At 66.7% G+C, this 15551-nt stretch carries 15 protein-coding genes; 5 read left to right on the top strand and 10 right to left on the bottom strand.

Going from position 1 to position 15551, the window contains the following annotated elements:
- Positions 1-88: 88 nt before the first annotated feature.
- Complete coding sequence (locus ACQ4MJ_RS24675; protein ID WP_431150914.1) at positions 89-1270, bottom strand: saccharopine dehydrogenase family protein; 1182 nt, start codon at positions 1268-1270, stop codon at positions 89-91.
- A 295-nt stretch (positions 1271-1565) separates the two neighbouring features.
- Between ACQ4MJ_RS24675 and ACQ4MJ_RS24680 the strand changes: the two genes are divergently transcribed.
- The 4 genes from ACQ4MJ_RS24680 (at position 1566) to ACQ4MJ_RS24695 (ending at position 4734) form a co-directional block, all read left to right on the top strand.
- Complete coding sequence (locus ACQ4MJ_RS24680; RefSeq protein ID WP_431150913.1) at positions 1566-2054, top strand: YiaA/YiaB family inner membrane protein; 489 nt, start codon at positions 1566-1568, stop codon at positions 2052-2054.
- Between the two features lie 120 nt (positions 2055-2174).
- A complete protein-coding gene (locus ACQ4MJ_RS24685; RefSeq protein WP_218301519.1) occupies positions 2175-2657 on the top strand; it encodes a hypothetical protein in 483 nt (160 codons plus the stop codon).
- Positions 2658-2659: 2 nt separating this feature from the next.
- Complete coding sequence (locus tag ACQ4MJ_RS24690) at positions 2660-3604, top strand: DUF2145 domain-containing protein (RefSeq protein ID WP_431150912.1); 945 nt, start codon at positions 2660-2662, stop codon at positions 3602-3604.
- Between the two features lie 77 nt (positions 3605-3681).
- Positions 3682-4734 (top strand): serine endopeptidase, encoded by a 1053-nt coding sequence (locus ACQ4MJ_RS24695; protein WP_431150911.1) that lies wholly within the window; start codon positions 3682-3684, stop codon positions 4732-4734.
- Between the two features lie 163 nt (positions 4735-4897).
- On the opposite strand, the gene ACQ4MJ_RS24700 is transcribed toward ACQ4MJ_RS24695, so the two are convergent.
- The 5 genes from ACQ4MJ_RS24700 to tgt all read right to left on the bottom strand — a co-directional run bounded on the left by ACQ4MJ_RS24700 (position 4898) and on the right by tgt (position 10061).
- Positions 4898-6295, bottom strand: coding sequence for a diguanylate cyclase (locus ACQ4MJ_RS24700; protein WP_431150910.1), 1398 nt, complete (start codon positions 6293-6295; stop codon positions 4898-4900).
- A 135-nt stretch (positions 6296-6430) separates the two neighbouring features.
- Complete coding sequence (locus tag ACQ4MJ_RS24705; RefSeq protein ID WP_055392918.1) at positions 6431-7000, bottom strand: LuxR C-terminal-related transcriptional regulator; 570 nt, start codon at positions 6998-7000, stop codon at positions 6431-6433.
- Between the two features lie 54 nt (positions 7001-7054).
- Positions 7055-8191, bottom strand: coding sequence for a diguanylate cyclase (locus tag ACQ4MJ_RS24710; protein WP_431150909.1), 1137 nt, complete (start codon positions 8189-8191; stop codon positions 7055-7057).
- Positions 8192-8302: 111 nt separating this feature from the next.
- Positions 8303-8779, bottom strand: coding sequence for a hypothetical protein (locus ACQ4MJ_RS24715; protein WP_228899054.1), 477 nt, complete (start codon positions 8777-8779; stop codon positions 8303-8305).
- Positions 8780-8888: 109 nt separating this feature from the next.
- Positions 8889-10061, bottom strand: coding sequence for a tRNA guanosine(34) transglycosylase Tgt (tgt, locus tag ACQ4MJ_RS24720; RefSeq protein ID WP_431150908.1), 1173 nt, complete (start codon positions 10059-10061; stop codon positions 8889-8891).
- A gap of 109 nt (positions 10062-10170) precedes the next feature.
- On the opposite strand from tgt, the gene ACQ4MJ_RS24725 reads away from it, so the two are divergent.
- Positions 10171-10650 (top strand): universal stress protein, encoded by a 480-nt coding sequence (locus ACQ4MJ_RS24725; protein WP_055392923.1) that lies wholly within the window; start codon positions 10171-10173, stop codon positions 10648-10650.
- 70 nt (positions 10651-10720) lie between these two features.
- On the opposite strand, the gene ACQ4MJ_RS24730 is transcribed toward ACQ4MJ_RS24725, so the two are convergent.
- From ACQ4MJ_RS24730 to ACQ4MJ_RS24745, 4 genes are all read right to left on the bottom strand, one after another.
- Complete coding sequence (locus tag ACQ4MJ_RS24730) at positions 10721-11107, bottom strand: hypothetical protein (protein ID WP_055392926.1); 387 nt, start codon at positions 11105-11107, stop codon at positions 10721-10723.
- Between the two features lie 368 nt (positions 11108-11475).
- Positions 11476-12675 carry a phospholipase A gene (locus ACQ4MJ_RS24735; protein WP_202907095.1) on the bottom strand — a complete coding sequence of 400 codons (1200 nt, stop codon included), beginning with the start codon at positions 12673-12675 and terminating at the stop codon, positions 11476-11478.
- Positions 12672-13025: a hypothetical protein gene (locus ACQ4MJ_RS24740; protein WP_431150906.1), complete on the bottom strand. Its 354-nt coding sequence runs from the start codon at positions 13023-13025 to the stop codon at positions 12672-12674. Before ACQ4MJ_RS24740 ends, ACQ4MJ_RS24735 begins: the two co-directional genes overlap by 4 nt.
- A 179-nt stretch (positions 13026-13204) precedes the next feature.
- On the bottom strand, positions 13205-15295 hold the full coding sequence (locus ACQ4MJ_RS24745; protein WP_121508396.1) for an ATP-dependent helicase: 2091 nt from the start codon (positions 15293-15295) through the stop codon (positions 13205-13207).
- Positions 15296-15551: the final 256 nt, after the last annotated feature.

The raw sequence follows: 15551 nt of genomic DNA on the forward strand, positions 1-15551 counted from the left end.
GTGTGCAAGGCACTTCCTGCGGCCTTTCCTGCGGCTTAGTACATGCCTATCCGCGAAGGCGCTGCACCGCCTCCCGGGGCCTGTGTGCTCACACCGTTTCCACCGCAAAGCTCAGGCCTGCATTCGCCTGCAACCGCGCTATCAGCTTGTCACCCAGCGCGGGCGCCGTGGTCCAGATGCCGCCGGGGGTGGTGGTGGCATCCTGCAGCAGGCACAAAGCCGCCTCGGAGATCATCTTGGATGTGGAGCCATAGCCCGGATCACGGTCGCCCTTCACGCCCACGCGCAAGGTATTGCCTGCATCGTCAGTACCCAGGAACAGCACGTCGTAGAACCCGTTCTCACGTTCTTCGCGCGAAGGGCCTTCGCCGGGCTTGGGGCCTTGGTCCGAGCCCAGCGACTTGTCGCCCGCCACCGCGTTGGCGATGGCCTCGCCCTTTTCGCCAGGGCCGGTGATGAGCATTTCGTCGTACACAAAGTCGGTGCCATAGGCGTGCTGCAACAGGAAGTTGGTGCGGTGCACGTTGCGCGTGTTGATGGCGGCCATTACAAACGGGGCCACCCAGATTCCATCGCCCAGCGCCTCGTCCACCATGGGTTTGTGGCCGGTTGGCTGGCGCGGCCCTTCAAACCCGGGCGTGAGAGAGAACGGGTTCTTCAGCAAATCCAGCACCGCAGGGTTGGTGGCAGCCGCGGCCATGGTGGCCTTGAGGCTGGCGGCCGTGCCCCCAGAGAAGGTGCCCTTCATCTTGCGCACCCGGCCGCGCACGCGCGGGGCGGGGTGGCCGAAGCGCTGGGCAAATTCCTTTTGCAGCAGGAACACGCCCAGGTCAAACGGGATCGAGTCGAACCCACACGAGAACACGATGCGCGCGCCGCTGGCCTTGGCCGCAGCTTCGTGCGCGTCGATCATCTGGCGCATCCAGGCGGGCTCGCCGCACAGGTCCACATAGTCCACACCAGCCTTCGCGCAGGCGGCCACCAGTTCGTTGCCATAGAGCTGGTAGGGGCCTACCGTGGTCAGCACCAGGCGCGTGGAATCCATCAGCGCTTGCAGGCTGGCGGGGTTGCTGGTGTCGGTCACGACCAGCGGAGTGTCGGCCAGTGCGCCCACTTCGTCGCGCACGGCGGCGAGTTTGTCGGCATTGCGCCCGCCCATGGCCCAGCGCAGGCCGCTGCCAGCGGGGTAGCGCTGGAGCAGGTATTCGACCACCAGGCGGCCGGTGAAGCCGGTGGCGCCGTGGACGACGAGGTCAAAGGGTTTGGTCATGGTGTGGGTCTCCGTCCATCAAAAAAGCAAGCACGCGCAGCGGTCAGGGGCTGCCACGCCGGGGGGTCTGCCATTGTCTTTGGCGGGGCCTGCAGGCTCTGTCGCGCAGGTGCGTTGCAGGGGCTGCGTAGGGCGAGAACAACGGACTTCGGCTATTTTTTCGAGAAAAAGTACCGCCAAACGATACCGGGTAGCCTGCGGGTAGCCACTGTTACGGTTCAATGCAGACACGCAAGTTACGTCTGGGCACCATTCGCTCCGTGTTCAACCAACGTCCCCCCGGGGCACCACTGCAATGTCTTCTTCTCCCATCGTTGTTCAGCGTGACACCAAGGCCTGGCAGTTGCAGGTGTGGGTCTCGTTCGGCATCGCGGTTTTTCTGTGTGCCGTGGGCCTGGCATGGCTGCCTGGCGAGCAACTGGAGCAGGCCTTCATGGTGATGGGCTACGTGTTCTGCCTCTCGGCCGCGTTTGTGTTGGCCAAGTTTGTGCGGGACAACGAAAGCGCTTCGCGCCGTGGCGGTGGCGACACCCCTATGTGGAAGCTGGTGGTGTGGGGCGGCTTTGCGGTGGCCATGGGCCTCACGGGTTGGGGCCTGATGAGCATGGACATTAACGTGACCTACAAGGCGTTTCTGGGCGTGAGCTGGCTTTACCTCATCACCACCGCCTTCACGCTGGCCAAGATGCTGCGCGATCGCCACGAGGCTGATCTGATGGACGCCCGCCTGCAAGGCCGCCGCGAAGCCGCCCAGGCGGCAGCCAACGGCAACAGCGCGAACTGATCGCATCGAACGTGCGCAGGCGGCAATCCGCCGCCTGTTCGGGTGATTTTTCTTTCTGGTCTATCGACCCGGTTTCTCCGGAACCCCGGGTGCGCGGTGGGGCCGCATTTTGAGGAGTGAATGATGATGAATGCTGTGTTTTCTTCGTGGGGCTCTGCCCGCCTGTCTCGCGCTCTGCTCGCGGCCGGTGTGGTGTGTGCCGTGATGGCCATGGCTCCCGCGCGCGCCCAGAGCGAGGCCTCTGCCGCGCTGTCGCTGTTGCCGGTGGCCTCGGTGGTGGGCACGGCGTCTGTGGCTTCCGCTGCTGCGGGCGCAGTGGTGGCAGTGCCCGCAGCGTTGTCGGTGGGCGGCGCGGTGCTGTCCGTGAAGGCGGTGGAGGCCTCGGCCGTGGGCACGGTGTACCTGCTGGAGCGTGCCTCGGACGGCGCCCAGGTGAGTGTGGAGGTGGTGGGGCGCGGCGTTGTGGGCTCAGCCTACGCGGTGGGCACGGTGGTCACCTGCAGCGTGATCGGCACGGGCGTGATCCTGTCGGCAGCGGGCGAGGCGATTGCCTTTGTGCCCAACGCCATCGGTCGTGCGCTGCTGCACAACGAGCGTCTGTGAACATGAAGTACAACCCCCTGAGCCGCGACGCGGCTTCCCCCTTCTCTCTTCACGCTGCGCGCTCCGGGAAGGGGGACGATGCCCTCGCTGCGGGGCGGCCCTTGCTTGGCATCCCTCGCTTAGGTCGCGCCAGTTTCATAGGCCATGGAATCGCGGTACTGATAGCTGTTGTCGCGATTGCGGCAACCACCCCGGCCCAGGCGGGCCGCTCCTGCGAATCGCGCAAGCCCGTGCCGCCGCAGGTGATCGAGCGGGGCATGAAGCTGGCCGAGCAGACCTCGGCCGCGCTCGATGCCGAGCACGCCAGGTCGGGTGCACAGGTGGTGGCGCTGGCCCGTGCGGGGCAGGACCTGAGCAAATACGGCCTGCGCTACTCGCACATGGGCTGGGCCTACAAGACGGCCGAAGGCCCCTGGCGCGTGGCGCACAAGCTCAACGAATGTGGCACGGCCGTGGGGCACCTGTACCGCCAGGGCCTGGGGGAATTCTTCCTGGACGACCTGTGGCGCTACGAAGCCGTCTACGCTGTGCCCACGCCCGAGGTGCAGCAGCGCCTGCTGGCCGTGCTGCAGGACAAGGGCCGCACCAAGACGCTGCAGCATCCGCCCTACAGCATGGTCAGCTACGCGTGGGGCCGCAAATACCAGCAGTCCAACCAGTGGGCGCTGGAGACCCTGGCGATGGCCATGGAGCCCACCACCGTGCGTGCGCGCGACCAGGCGCAGGCTTGGCTGCAGTTCAAGGGCTACGAGCCCACCGCGCTCAAGCTCGGGCCGCTCACGCGCATGGGCGGGCGGGTCGGCTCGGCCAACATCGCGTTTGACGACCACCCTAACGAGAAGCGGTTTTCGGACCGCATCGAAACCGTCACCGTCGATTCGGTGCTGGCCTGGCTGCAGCGCGCGCAGCTGGCGGCACCGCCGGTGGTGCTGGTGGCAAAAAATTGAGTGAAAATGGCCTCTGGCGCTTATTGGATAAGCGCTAAGAGCTATCAAATGCATAGTATTTCCAGAGGGAAATGATCATGAGCAAATCCCTGCGGCTGTCTGAAAAATGGTTTCGCCGTGGCCTGTGGCTGGTGGCGCTGGTGTTTGCCAGCTTCCTCATCGGGCTGGGCGGCACCATCGTGGGCGATCTGCCCAAGGTCGAGACCCCGCTGCGGGTGGACGACTTTCTGGACAAAGCCGCAGCCGACAAGCTGCGCGCCGAAGTCAAGACGGCGCGCCAGGCCGAGCAAGACGCGCAGACCGCGCTGGAGCAGGCTCAGCTGCAGCGCAGCAAGGTGCGCAGCGAGGTGCAGGCAGAAAGGGCCAGCCTGAACAACTGGCTGGCCACGCGCAGCGCCACCCAGCGCGCCGACCAGGACCCCGAAGTGCTGGCGCGCACCCAGGCGCTGGACGTGCTCAAGCTCGCTGAACGCAAGACCCAGCAGGCGGTGGAGGCGCAGCAGCAGGCTGCGCTGGATGCCCGCCAGACCGCAGCCGCCCGGCAGGAGCAGTTGAACCGCATGGAGTCCGACGGCTACGTGAAGCTCAATGCCGAGCGCCGCAAGGTCGAGCTGCGGGTGTTCCTCTATCGCCTGGCCCTCACGCTGCCGCTGCTGGCGGCCGCGGGCTGGCTGTTCGTCAAGAAGCGCAAAAGCACCTACTGGCCGTTTGTGTGGGGCTTCATCTTCTTTGCGCTGTTTGCGTTTTTTGTGGAGCTGGTGCCTTACCTGCCCAGCTACGGCGGCTATGTGCGCTACGTGGTGGGCATTGCCGTGACGGCCGTGGTGGGGCGCTACGCCATCCTGGCGCTCAACCGCTACCTGGAGCGCCAGAAGCTGGCCGAAACCCTGCCCGACCAGGAGCGCCGTAAGGAGCTGAGCTACGACGTCGCCCTGGCCCGCCTGGCCAAAAGCGTGTGCCCTGGCTGCGAGCGGCCGGTGGACCTGAAAAACGAGAAGATCGACTTTTGCCCGCATTGCGGCATTGGGCTGTTCGACCATTGCGGCCACTGCAGCACCCGCAAGAGCGCTTTTGCACGCTTTTGCCATGCCTGCGGCACGGGGGCGGGGGTGAAGTTGGCGCAGGAGTGACGGTCTGCCTGCGCGTTGATGGGGCCATGTGCCCATTGGTTGGGCTCGGCGGATGAAATCGGCGCATGGAAAGCCCGAGCTTTCATGGAGCCAGCCCCTGTCGTACCACCGGCGCCCTCCCCGCAGGGGGGCGCTTTGCGGAGGCGCGGGGGCGCGCTTGGACCTACCCTGTCATCACCCGGTTGCGCCCCTCCGCCTTGGCCCGGTAGAGCGCTGCATCGGCGGCGAGCAGCAGCGTGTCCAGGTCGGCGTCGCCGCCCAGCGAGGCGCTGTGCACCAGGCCGATGCTGACCGTGGCGTGCTGCTCGGGTGCTTGCGCAGTACCAAAGGGCCGCTGTTCCACCACCGTGCGCAGCCGTTCTGCGATCGCGTGGGCCTCGGCGGGCGAGGCATCGGGCAGCACCACCGCAAACTCCTCGCCACCCAGGCGGCCTAGAACATCCTGGGGGCGCAGCGCACTGGTCATGGCCTGGGCGATGCCAATCAGAAGCTGGTCGCCCGCACCGTGTCCCAGCTGGTCGTTGACCTGCTTGAAGTGGTCCACGTCCACCATCAACACGGCCAACCCGGCAGATTCGCGCTGGTAGCGCGCTAGCAAGCGCTCACCTTGCTGCAGGAACGCGCGCCGCGCAAGCACACCGGTCAGGTCGTCGTGGCGCACGGCGTGGTCCAGGCGGCGCAGGGCTTCGGCGCGCGCCGCGCTGGCGCATGCCACGGCGAGCGGCCCCAGTGCCAGCAGCGTGACGCCCACACGCAGCGAGAACACGTCGCTGGCATGGGCTGGCGTGAAGTTGAGCACGCCGGTGGCCACGCCGGCCATGGTCCACAGGCACACCACCAGCGACAGCAGGCTGGAGACAAACGGGCTGTAGCTGAGCGCGCACCACAGCAGCCCTGGCACCACAAAGGCCAGCATGCCGGGCCCCCCGATCACGGTGCGCACGCCTTCGGCCAGCAGCAGCGAGCTGACCGGTGCCACACGCCAGATCAGGGGGACCTCCTGCGTTGCGGGCGGCGGGTCGTCGGCGCGCGGCGCGGCCAGCACCACCGGCACGATGAGCATGTAGTTCATGAGTTCGGTGCTGAACCACAGGGACAGCAGGTCGGTCCACGGGCTGTTGAAGTAGACCGGCGCGGCGCCGCAGCCAGCCAGTGCCCCCACGGCACTGGCTGCCAGCGCAGCCAGCAGCAGGTAGAGGGCAGAGATGGTGCGTTGCAGGCGCCGGATGCGTTCGTCCAGCCGACGCAACACCAGCCAGCCCGCGGTGGCGCCCAGCAGGTTGGCGCCGTTGAGCCACAGGGCCATGGACCAGGAGCTGCCCGTCACCAGGTCTGCCGCCACATAGCCCACGGCGGCAGCTACCCAGGCTGGCGGGCGCGCCAGCCTGGGATAACGCACCAGCAGGCCCAGCAGCAGCGCATTGGCGGGCCAGAAGACCGACAGAAAACCGATGGGCCGCGCAAAGATGCCCACCAGGCAGGCGGCGAAGGTCAGCACGGACAAACCCAGCCAGGCCAGGGGCGGCGAAAGAGGGCGGTGGAGCAAAAAAGGGCGGTACATGGGGGCAGCAGTTGATGGGCGGGGAGCGGCGCGCGCGTCAGTGCCGATTGTCCCCGGGCCGGGTGCGCGGGAGACTCCGCAGCGTTGGCTGGGGAAACAATTGTTGATGATTGCCTGTGAGATCGTTGCCAGCTCTCAGGTGTTGCCCAGCAGCAGCGCCACCAGCTCCCCCGTGCTGCTGGCCCCCAGCTTGCGCATGAGCCGCGCGCGGTGGGCGTCCACCGTGCGGTGGCTGATGTCCAGGTAGCGCCCGATCTGCTTGCTGGTGGCGCCGGTGACGATGTGCTGGGCGATTTCGCGCTCGCGCAGGGTCAGCGGCGTGCTCACGGGGCGGCGGTGCGAGATGTCCTCGAACATCCACACCGCCCGTGCAAACGGGTCCGACCGGTCCAGTGCCCGGCCCACCACGTGGCACCAGAACAGCGAGCCATCGCGCCGTCGCATGATGCGCTCATCCGCATAACTTCCCGACGCCTTCATCGCCTGCAGGCCCAGGTGGCCCGTGTGGGTGAACTCTTCGAACGAAGGGTACAGCGGCGCCAGCGGCTGGCCCAGCAGCTCGGCCTGCTCGTGGCCGAACATGTGGGCAAAGGCGTCGTTGCAGATCTCGATGCTGCGCTCGCGCGTCACGCACATGCCCACCGGGGCCAGGTTAAAGGCCAGCTCCAGCGCTTCGTTCAGGGCGGCATAGGGCGGTGCGGGCATGGGGTGGGATTCTGCCGCAGGTCAGCGGCGCGGCTCGGGTGAGAAGGACCGGTTTCAGGTAGCGCGCTCGTGCGTTGTCACCACGCGGTTGCGGCCCGCGCGCTTGGCGTCGTAGAGCGCCCGGTCGGCCGCAGCCAGCCAGTCGGCCCAGGTTCCGCCGGCGGAGGTCACGCAGGCCAGTCCAATGCTCACGGTGACGGGGATGTCCTCGCCCAGCTCGGACAGCCGGATGTGCTGCACGGCCCCGCACAGGCGCTGGGCGATGGCGCTTGCAGCACTGGCGCTGGCGTCCGGCAGGTAGACCAGGAACTCTTCACCGCCCATGCGGGCCAGCAGGTCCGAATCGCGCAGCTGGTGGCGAAGTGCGTCGGCCGTGGCGACCAGCACGCGGTCGCCCGCCGCATGGCCGAAGCGGTCATTGATGTGCTTGAAGTGGTCCAGGTCGAGCTGCGCGATGGCGCTGCCCACGGGCAGCCGCGCGGGCAGCATGGACATGGCCCAGCGGCGGTTGCCCACGCCCGTGAGCGTGTCGGTCTGCGCCACTTTTTCCAGGCGCACTTCGGCGCGCTCGTTGGAGAGGGACGAGACCATGAGCGCAACGCCAAAGTGGCAGAACATCTGCACGGAGAATGCCAGCGCAAAACCCTGTGGGCTGGCGGTGTGCGTGGCGATGTACAACAGCTGCAGGGCAAAGGTGCCCGCGCTGGCCAGGAGCAGCCCGGCCAGCAGGGGACGCGATGGCAGGGATTCGGTGCGGCGGTCGTGCCACACCTCCCAGGCTGCCGCGGTCAGTGACACTGCGGCGGTCAGGTGGAAGGCGCCTGCGCGCAGCAGGTTGTCCAGCGGAAACTGCGTGACCAGGCCCAGCACCAGCCAGCCTCCGGAAACCAGTATCAGCACCGCAGGCAGGACGCGCCTGCGGCCGCTCAGTGCCCGTGCACCTGCCCAGAAGAGGGTGTACCCCAGTGCCCCGAGCAGCAGGCTGGTGTGGGTCCAGAACCAGAGCGGCAGCATGGAATATTCACCCTGGCCTGCCAGTTCGGCACCCACGGCCAGAAGCAAGTAGGCGGCTGCCAGGGGCTTGAGCCCTTGCGGGCGGCACGAATGGCGGCTGACATGAAAGATGCTCAGCGCCCCCGCCACCAGCGCGGTCTTGTAGAGCAGGAGGATGGTCGGGAGGTCAAGCTGCATACCCATGTCGCAATGCGGTGGCGGTGGGGGATGACGTTGGGGAGGGCTTTTGCGGGAGCGCATATCTTGGCAGCAAAACAGCGGCGGGCGCTACCCTGGCGCTACCCAACATTACCTGGCGCGAAGCCTGTGCCAGCGCAGCCGCCATTGCCGCCGCACCACCCGCGCCACGCGCCATGCCCACGAGGCGCGGGCGCGCTCCAGCACCGCGTGCTTGAGGCGCATCCAGTGGGCATAGGTCCAGGCAAACCAGTGCAGCTGCATCAGGGCGGGCTGGGTCAGGCTGAACAGCCGCGCCACCACGGCGGTGCCCACCACCTTGGCCAGCACGATCACCAGCATGCCCAGTACCACGTGCCCCCGGCCCACCGCCCACAGGGCCAGCAGCTTGACGGGCAGCAGCAGTGCCGTGGGCAGCAGAAACACCGCCACCGCCGCCCAGGGGGGCAGGGCGCGCACGCAGCCTTCAATCCAGCGCAGGCCGGGCCAGCGGCCGATGCGCGCCAGCAGGCGCTGCAGCGGCTCCCAACCCCATTCCTCGAACAGGATCAGCAGCGCCAGCAGCCCGCTGCCCAGGCCGGTCAGCATGCGGGCGGGCCAGCGCAGCAGGTGGTGCAGGAGATTTTGGATGATTTTGGCCTCTGGCGCTTATCTATCAAGCGCCAATAGCTATTATTTTTATAGCTATTGGCTGTGCTTACACGCCCCGTGCGCGCTCGGTCTTGAAGCGTGCACGGAATTCGGCGAACGTGCCCGCGTCCAGCGACTCGCGCACCTCGCGCATCAGGTTCAGGTAGTAGTGCAGGTTGTGCACGGTGGTCAGCATGGGGCCCAGCATCTCGCCGCAGCGGTCCAGGTGGTGCAGGTAGGCGCGGCTGAAGCCCTCGCGCCCGCCATCGTCCCACGACACGCCCGAACTGCCCGCGCAGGCGTAGCAGGTGCAGCTGGTGTCCATCGGCCGGTGGTCGGCCTTGTGGCGCGCGTTGCGGATTTTGAGGTCGCCAAAGCGCGTGAACATCGTGCCGTTGCGCGCGTTGCGCGTGGGCATCACGCAGTCGAACATGTCCACGCCGTCGGCCACGCCCTGCACCAGGTCTTCGGGCGTGCCCACGCCCATCAGGTAGCGCGGCTTGTGTGCGGGCAGGCGGTGGGGCGTGTGGGCCATGATGTCCAGCATCTCGTCCTTGGGCTCGCCCACGCTCACACCACCCACGGCGTAGCCGGGGAAGTCCATCTCGACCAGGCGCTCCAGCGACTCCTGGCGCAGGTTCTTGAACATGCCGCCCTGCACGATGCCAAAGAGGGCGTTGGGGTTCTGAAGCCGCTGGAACTCATCGCGCGAGCGCTTGGCCCAGCGCAGGCTCATTTCCATGCTCTTGCGCGCCTCGGCCTCGGTGGTCTTGTGGCCCTTGGTCTCGTACGGCGTGCACTCGTCAAGTTGCATGACGATGTCGGAGTTGAGCGTGGTCTGGATCTGCATGCTCACCTCGGGCGACATGAAGAGCTTGTCGCCATTGACGGGGCTGGCAAAGGTCACGCCTTCTTCGGTGATCTTGCGCATGGCGCCCAGGCTCCAGACCTGGAAGCCGCCGGAGTCGGTGAGGATGGGCTTGTCCCATTTTTCAAAGCCGTGCAGGCCGCCAAAGCTCTGCATTACATCGAGGCCCGGGCGCATCCACAGGTGGAAGGTGTTGCCCAGGATGATCTGCGCGCCCATGTCGTGCAGGCTGCGCGGCATCACGCCCTTGACGGTGCCATAGGTGCCCACGGGCATGAAGATGGGGGTTTGCACCACGCCATGGTTGAGCGTGAGCGTGCCACGGCGTGCGTGGCTGGTGGGGTCGGTTTTGAGGAGGTCGAACTGCAGCATGATGGGCGGCATTGTCCCAGACAGGCTACCCTGACCTCGCTCAAGGTTATGGACGGGTTTTCGACGAGGCCGTGGCTACACTGGATCAAGGTACTACAAGGAGAACACCATGCTCAAAATCCTCATCGCCGTGGACGGCTCCGAACTCTCCCTGGATGGCGTGCACCACGCACTGGCGCTGGTGGGCCAGGGGCTCCAGGCCACCATGGTGCTGGCCAACGTGCAGGAGCCCGCCACGCTGTACGAACTGGTGACCACGCGCGACCCCGACCTGATCGCCGCCGCCAGCCTGGAGGCGGGTGACCATCTCATGGCGCCGGCGCGCGCACTGCTCGATGCGGCCGGGGTGGCTTATGAAACCGATGTGGGTGTGGGCGATGTGGCGCACACGCTGGTGGACATGATCGAGCGCTCGGGCTGCGACATGGTCATCATCGGCGCCAAGGGCCAGGGCGCCATCACCAGTGCGCTGCTGGGTTCGGTGTCGCAGGAGGTGGCGCATGCCAGCCCGGTGCCGGTGACCATCGTCAAACACGCCGAGGTGCTGGAGAACACAGACAGCGACATGGCCGAGGACTCGGAGGCCTGAGCGCTCCCAGAAAAGAAAAGGGCCGCTGTGTGCGGCCCTGATCGGGATCTTTGAGGAAGCTCGCCTGGTTTCAGGCTGCCTTGCGAAACGGCTCCGCAGGGCGCTGCAGCTTGCCGTGGGGCAAGGTGGCCAGGCGCGAGAACATGCGGCGCACATAGCCGCGCACCCACAGGCATTTGTTGAGTTCGTCCACCGGCAGTGGGCCCGACACCACCACGATGTCGTTGGCCATGTCCTGCGCCCCAGCAGCGCGCAGGCGGCGGCGCGTGTTGTTGGCCCAGGACTGGATGCGCGTGGGGCTGCCATGCTGGTGCACCTCGCCCGTGTGCGCATCGAACGCAATGGCCACCGTGTCGGTCTTGAGCTTGAACCTGCGCTCACCCGTGACGGCACTGGGCGCCTCGCGCATGTCGTAGAGGTAGTAGCTGCCTGCCTTGAGCTGGTATTGCATGTCCATGGGTGTGTTCCTCTTTGTCGGCATTGTCGAGGGCGCACGGTGCGGGCAATGGCAGGTAAAACGGTGGGAAAGGGGCTCTTTTTGAACGCCTCTCACAGATGGCCACGCCGGTTTCTGTGCGCGTGCCATTGTGGCGGCCTGTCGGCGCCTTCACACGAAACTTAAGGACGATGTCGTAACGAGTTGTGAACAATCCAGCGCGGAGTTCGCTGCGCTTTGCCTTGTGCGCAGCCTGTGAGACTGGCGCAGCCCCAGGCGCGGGCAGCCGAGCAAGGGCCGCCCTGCAGCGAGGGCTGCGTCCCCCTTCCCGAATGGCGCAGCCATTCGAGAGAAGGGGGAAGGTGCGCAGCGCCTCAGGGGGATGGACTCTAGAAGTCCACCAGACTCAACCCCACGCTGAACACCGTGCGTTTGCGGTTGTAGTCGATCATGCTGTCGCCGTAGCCGCTGAACAGCTGCGTGTGCAGGCGCAGGTTGCTCTTGTTGCCAAACAGGCCCGTGCCCACGGTCTGCAGCCATTCCAGGCGGACCGAGCCTCGGTCGCTGCTCGACAACGAGTGGCGCAGCGTGGCGCCCACCGTGTTCTCCTTGTTGACGTTCCAGAATGCCGACAGCTCACCCCGACCGATGTAGTCACTGATGCCGGGGTTGTCGTCGCTGCCCGAGCTTTCGGGGATGCGCTTCCAGATGCGCGCGTTCACGCTGACGCTGTTGCCCAGCTCCATGCCCGTCATCAGGTAGGCGCGGTTCCAGCTGCGCGACAGGGGCTTGCTCTGGCCGTTGGACTGGTGCACCAGTCCGATGCCGCTGTAGCGCCACTTCCAGCCAAACGGCAGTTGTGCCGTGGTGGGGTAGACATACATGACCTCGGGCTCGTGGTCGGTGGCGCGGAAGGGGCGCGAGATCTCGGGGGTGAACAGCTGCCAGTACGACTGCTGGGAGTAGCCGAACCACACCGAGTCCTTGAGCGTGGGATGTCCCTGGGTCAGCAGCCCTTGCGCAACCTTGGTACGCACCGACAGCTGGATGCGGTTCTCGGTGCGGCGGTAGGGCGTGGACTCGGTGGCCGAATGGTCGGCTGCATCCGACGTGGGCTGGCGGTTCACATTGCTTGACGCCACCACCGACACAGTGATGGGCCGGTAGCCCCGGAAGCTGAAGGTGCCGCAGTCGCTGCCCGACTCCAGTTCCCAGAAGCGCGAGAGGTCGCTGTACTGCGGATCGCGGCAGCCCTCGGTGCGGGCCACGTCAATCACACGGGTGGCGGGTAGCGTGGTGTCCACCGGGGGCGGCACGTCTGTCGAGGCCGACGCCGTGGCGCCAGGCGCGTTCCAGCCTTGCTGGTCGGTGGCCCACTGGTCAAAGCAGGCCAGGCGCGCCTGATTGTCACTGGACAGGGCGGCGCAGCGGCGCCAGGCAGCGTCGCCGCTCGGGGTGGCCGAGCCGCCAGCAGGCGGGGTCTGCGCCAGCGCGGCGCCGGCAGGCGTCAGCGCAGCGGCCACCAGCAGGGCCAGCGTGCCACGCCGGTGGCCGCCGCTGCGGCGAGGTGAGGCTGGCGCGGCCGTCATTGCCAGTCCACCTGCTTGCGCAGCACAAAAGGAGCCGAGGGGGCCGAAGGGGTGGGGTTGGCGTTGTTCCATGTTCCGCGTATTTCCTTGCCGCAACTTCCATCGACCACCTGGCCTGTCCAGGTGGCGCTGATGTTCGTGCCATTGATCGATTCTTCCAGCATCAGGTCGCCGCCATCGACGTCTCCGCTGACCTGCGCCGTGGCGCCATCTCTTTGCACGGTGCCACGCACGCTCTGTGCCAGCTCGGGATGCGGGCCCAGTTGCAGTGTGGCGGTGGCGCCAGGTGCATCCGGTGCTGCGCCCTGCAGTTGGGCCAGCCAGCGCCCTTGCAGGTGCTGGTGGTCCATGTCTGCCGCCGACGGGCATGCTGCCGTGGATTTTGGGTCATTTTGGCTACTGGCGCTTGTAGGATAAGCGCTGATAGCTATCAAAACAAAAGCAACCGCCAACAGCGGCGTGTGTCGGTGGGTGTCGGGCGCCATGGGTGGAGTGCGTTGTGGTGGGTGCCGTGGCTGCGGTGGGGCGCTCATTCCGGGGTGGCGGCTGCGGCTGCAGTGGCTGCGGTGGTGGCCTGGGCCTTGGCCGCAAATTCGGCGCGCAATGCCTTGAGCTTCTCGCGCGGGTCTTCGCGGGCGGTGGTCTTGTCCAGGCCCATTTCGGCGATGAAGCGGCTCGGTTGTGCGGCCACCATCTCGCGGCCCTTCTTGCGCCGCTTGGTCCAGCTCACGGCCAGGGTGCGCTGGGCGCGGGTGATGCCCACGTACATCAGGCGGCGCTCTTCCTGCAGGCGCTGCAGCGTGTCGTCGCTCACCTTCTGCTGTCGGCCTTCGTCGTCGTCGAGCTTGAAGGGCAGCATGCCCTCGGTCACGCCCACCAGCACCACATGCGGCCACTCCAGCCCCTTGCTGGCGTGCAGGGTCGAGAGCGTGACCATGTCCTGCTCCTGCTCGCGCTCGCTGATGGTGGAGAGCAGCGCAATGGTCTGCGACACCTCCAGCAGGCTCTTGGTCTCCTTGGCCACCACGGCACCGGCCGTATCGTCGATCTGCCCGCCCGCGCGCTGGGCCATCCAGTCGCAGAACTCCATCACGTTGCTCCAGCGGGCGGCCGCCACTTTTTCGCTGTCTTCGTTGTCGTACAGGTGCTGCTCGTAGCCAATTTCCTTGAGCCATTCGTTCAAAAAGGCGCGGGCCTCTTCGGCGCCATGGGTGCGGCGCGCGCTGTACTCCAGGTAGTTGATGTAGCGGCCGAATTCGTGCAGGCCGTCCATGGCGCGCTTGGGCACAGCGGCAGGCAGCATGCCGTTGAACAGCGCGCCGAACATGCTCTGCTTGTGCTGCGTGGCAAACGCGCCCAGAGCCGCCAGCGTGGTGTGGCCGATGCCGCGCTTGGGCGTGGTGATGGCGCGCAGAAACGCCGGGTCGTCGTCGTTGTTGATCCACAGGCGAAACCAGGCGCACAGGTCCTTGATTTCGGCGCGGTCGAAAAAGCTGGTGCCGCCCGACACCTTGTACGGAATATTGGCCTTGCGCAGCGCCTTCTCGAACGGCTTGGCCTGGTGATTGGCGCGGTACAGGATGGCAAAACTCTTCCAGTCCGGTGGCGGGTTGCTGGCCGCACGCAGGCTCTGGATGCGGGCCACGGCGCGCTCGGCTTCGTGTTCTTCGCTGTCGGCGTCCACCACCCGCACGGGCTCGCCTTCGCCCAGTTCGCTGAACAGGGTTTTGGGGAACAGCTTCGGGTTGGGCCCGATCACGTTGTTGGCCGCACGCAGGATGGCGCTGGTGGAGCGGTAGTTCTGCTCCAGCTTGATGACCTTGAGGTGGGGGTAGTCCACCGGCAACTTCTTGAGATTGTCCAGCGTCGCGCCGCGCCAGCCGTAGATGGACTGGTCGTCGTCGCCCACGGCGGTGAAGTGCCCCTTTTCGCCCACCAGCAGCTTGAGCAGCTCGTACTGCGTGGCGTTGGTGTCCTGGTACTCGTCCACCAGCACATGGCCCAGGGCCGCCTGCCACTTGGCACGCACCTCCGGGAAGTCGCGCAGCAGCCGCAGCGGCATGCCGATCAGGTCGTCAAAGTCCACGCTCTGGTAGGCCGCCAGGCGCTCTTCATACCGGGCCATCAGCGTGGCGATGATGCGTTCGTTGTCGTCCGCCGCCTGGGCCAGCGCCTGCTCGGAAGTCAGGCCCATGTTCTTCCACTTGCTGATGACCCACTGCCATTGGCGCGCGGTGGCCATGTCGGTGGTGCCGCCCGAGGCTTCTTTCAGAATGCCCGTCACGTCATCGGCGTCGAGGATGCTGAACTGGGGTTTGAGGCCCAGCACATGGCCGTCCTCGCGCACCATGCGCACGCCCAGGGCGTGGAAGGTGCACACCAGCACATCCTTGGCGCGCCGGCCGATCAGGCCCTTGGCGCGCTCGCGCATTTCGGCGGCAGCCTTGTTCGTGAAGGTGATGGCCGCAATGCGCTTGGGGTCCATGCCCTTTTCGATCATGTGGGCGATCTTCATGGTGATCACCCGCGTCTTGCCCGAGCCCGCCCCGGCCAGCACGAGGCAAGCCCCGTCGGTGTAGTGGACAGCCTGGAGCTGGGCGAGATTGAGACCGGCAGACATGGGAGGGAGGGCAGCAGAGCAGCGGGGAGCGGGACAGGGAGGGCGGGTGTGGGCGGCGCATGCCCAGGGGCGGGTGGTGGCGCGGCCGGGTCAGGCCGTGCAAGGGCGCAATGATACCGGCGCGGTCCGGCAGCCTGTCTAGCCCGTGCCCAGTCGGGGTGGACCGCGTGTGCCGGGCGGGCGGCTGACAGGCCCCTGACGGGTGGGCGCCACCGGCACCTGGCGGGCCGGACGCTCCGGGAAACCCCGCTAGGGG

The organism is Acidovorax facilis (assembly GCF_050626955.1).
Taxonomy (GTDB): Bacteria; Pseudomonadota; Gammaproteobacteria; order Burkholderiales; family Burkholderiaceae_C; genus Acidovorax; species Acidovorax facilis.

Coding starts and splice junctions, on each gene's coding strand:
- ACQ4MJ_RS24690 (WP_431150912.1), top strand. CDS start 2,660: ATGAAGTACAACCCCCTGAGCCGCGACGCGGCTTCCCCCTTCTCTCTT.
- ACQ4MJ_RS24730 (WP_055392926.1), bottom strand. CDS start 11,107: ATGGACATGCAATACCAGCTCAAGGCAGGCAGCTACTACCTCTACGAC.
- ACQ4MJ_RS24705 (WP_055392918.1), bottom strand. CDS start 7,000: ATGCCCGCACCGCCCTATGCCGCCCTGAACGAAGCGCTGGAGCTGGCC.
- ACQ4MJ_RS24740 (WP_431150906.1), bottom strand. CDS start 13,025: ATGGACCACCAGCACCTGCAAGGGCGCTGGCTGGCCCAACTGCAGGGC.
- ACQ4MJ_RS24745 (WP_121508396.1), bottom strand. CDS start 15,295: ATGTCTGCCGGTCTCAATCTCGCCCAGCTCCAGGCTGTCCACTACACC.
- ACQ4MJ_RS24710 (WP_431150909.1), bottom strand. CDS start 8,191: ATGCAGCTTGACCTCCCGACCATCCTCCTGCTCTACAAGACCGCGCTG.
- ACQ4MJ_RS24675 (WP_431150914.1), bottom strand. CDS start 1,270: ATGACCAAACCCTTTGACCTCGTCGTCCACGGCGCCACCGGCTTCACC.
- ACQ4MJ_RS24685 (WP_218301519.1), top strand. CDS start 2,175: ATGATGATGAATGCTGTGTTTTCTTCGTGGGGCTCTGCCCGCCTGTCT.
- ACQ4MJ_RS24680 (WP_431150913.1), top strand. CDS start 1,566: ATGTCTTCTTCTCCCATCGTTGTTCAGCGTGACACCAAGGCCTGGCAG.
- tgt (WP_431150908.1), bottom strand. CDS start 10,061: ATGCTGCAGTTCGACCTCCTCAAAACCGACCCCACCAGCCACGCACGC.
- ACQ4MJ_RS24725 (WP_055392923.1), top strand. CDS start 10,171: ATGCTCAAAATCCTCATCGCCGTGGACGGCTCCGAACTCTCCCTGGAT.
- ACQ4MJ_RS24700 (WP_431150910.1), bottom strand. CDS start 6,295: ATGTACCGCCCTTTTTTGCTCCACCGCCCTCTTTCGCCGCCCCTGGCC.
- ACQ4MJ_RS24715 (WP_228899054.1), bottom strand. CDS start 8,779: ATGCTGACCGGCCTGGGCAGCGGGCTGCTGGCGCTGCTGATCCTGTTC.
- ACQ4MJ_RS24735 (WP_202907095.1), bottom strand. CDS start 12,675: ATGACGGCCGCGCCAGCCTCACCTCGCCGCAGCGGCGGCCACCGGCGT.
- ACQ4MJ_RS24695 (WP_431150911.1), top strand. CDS start 3,682: ATGAGCAAATCCCTGCGGCTGTCTGAAAAATGGTTTCGCCGTGGCCTG.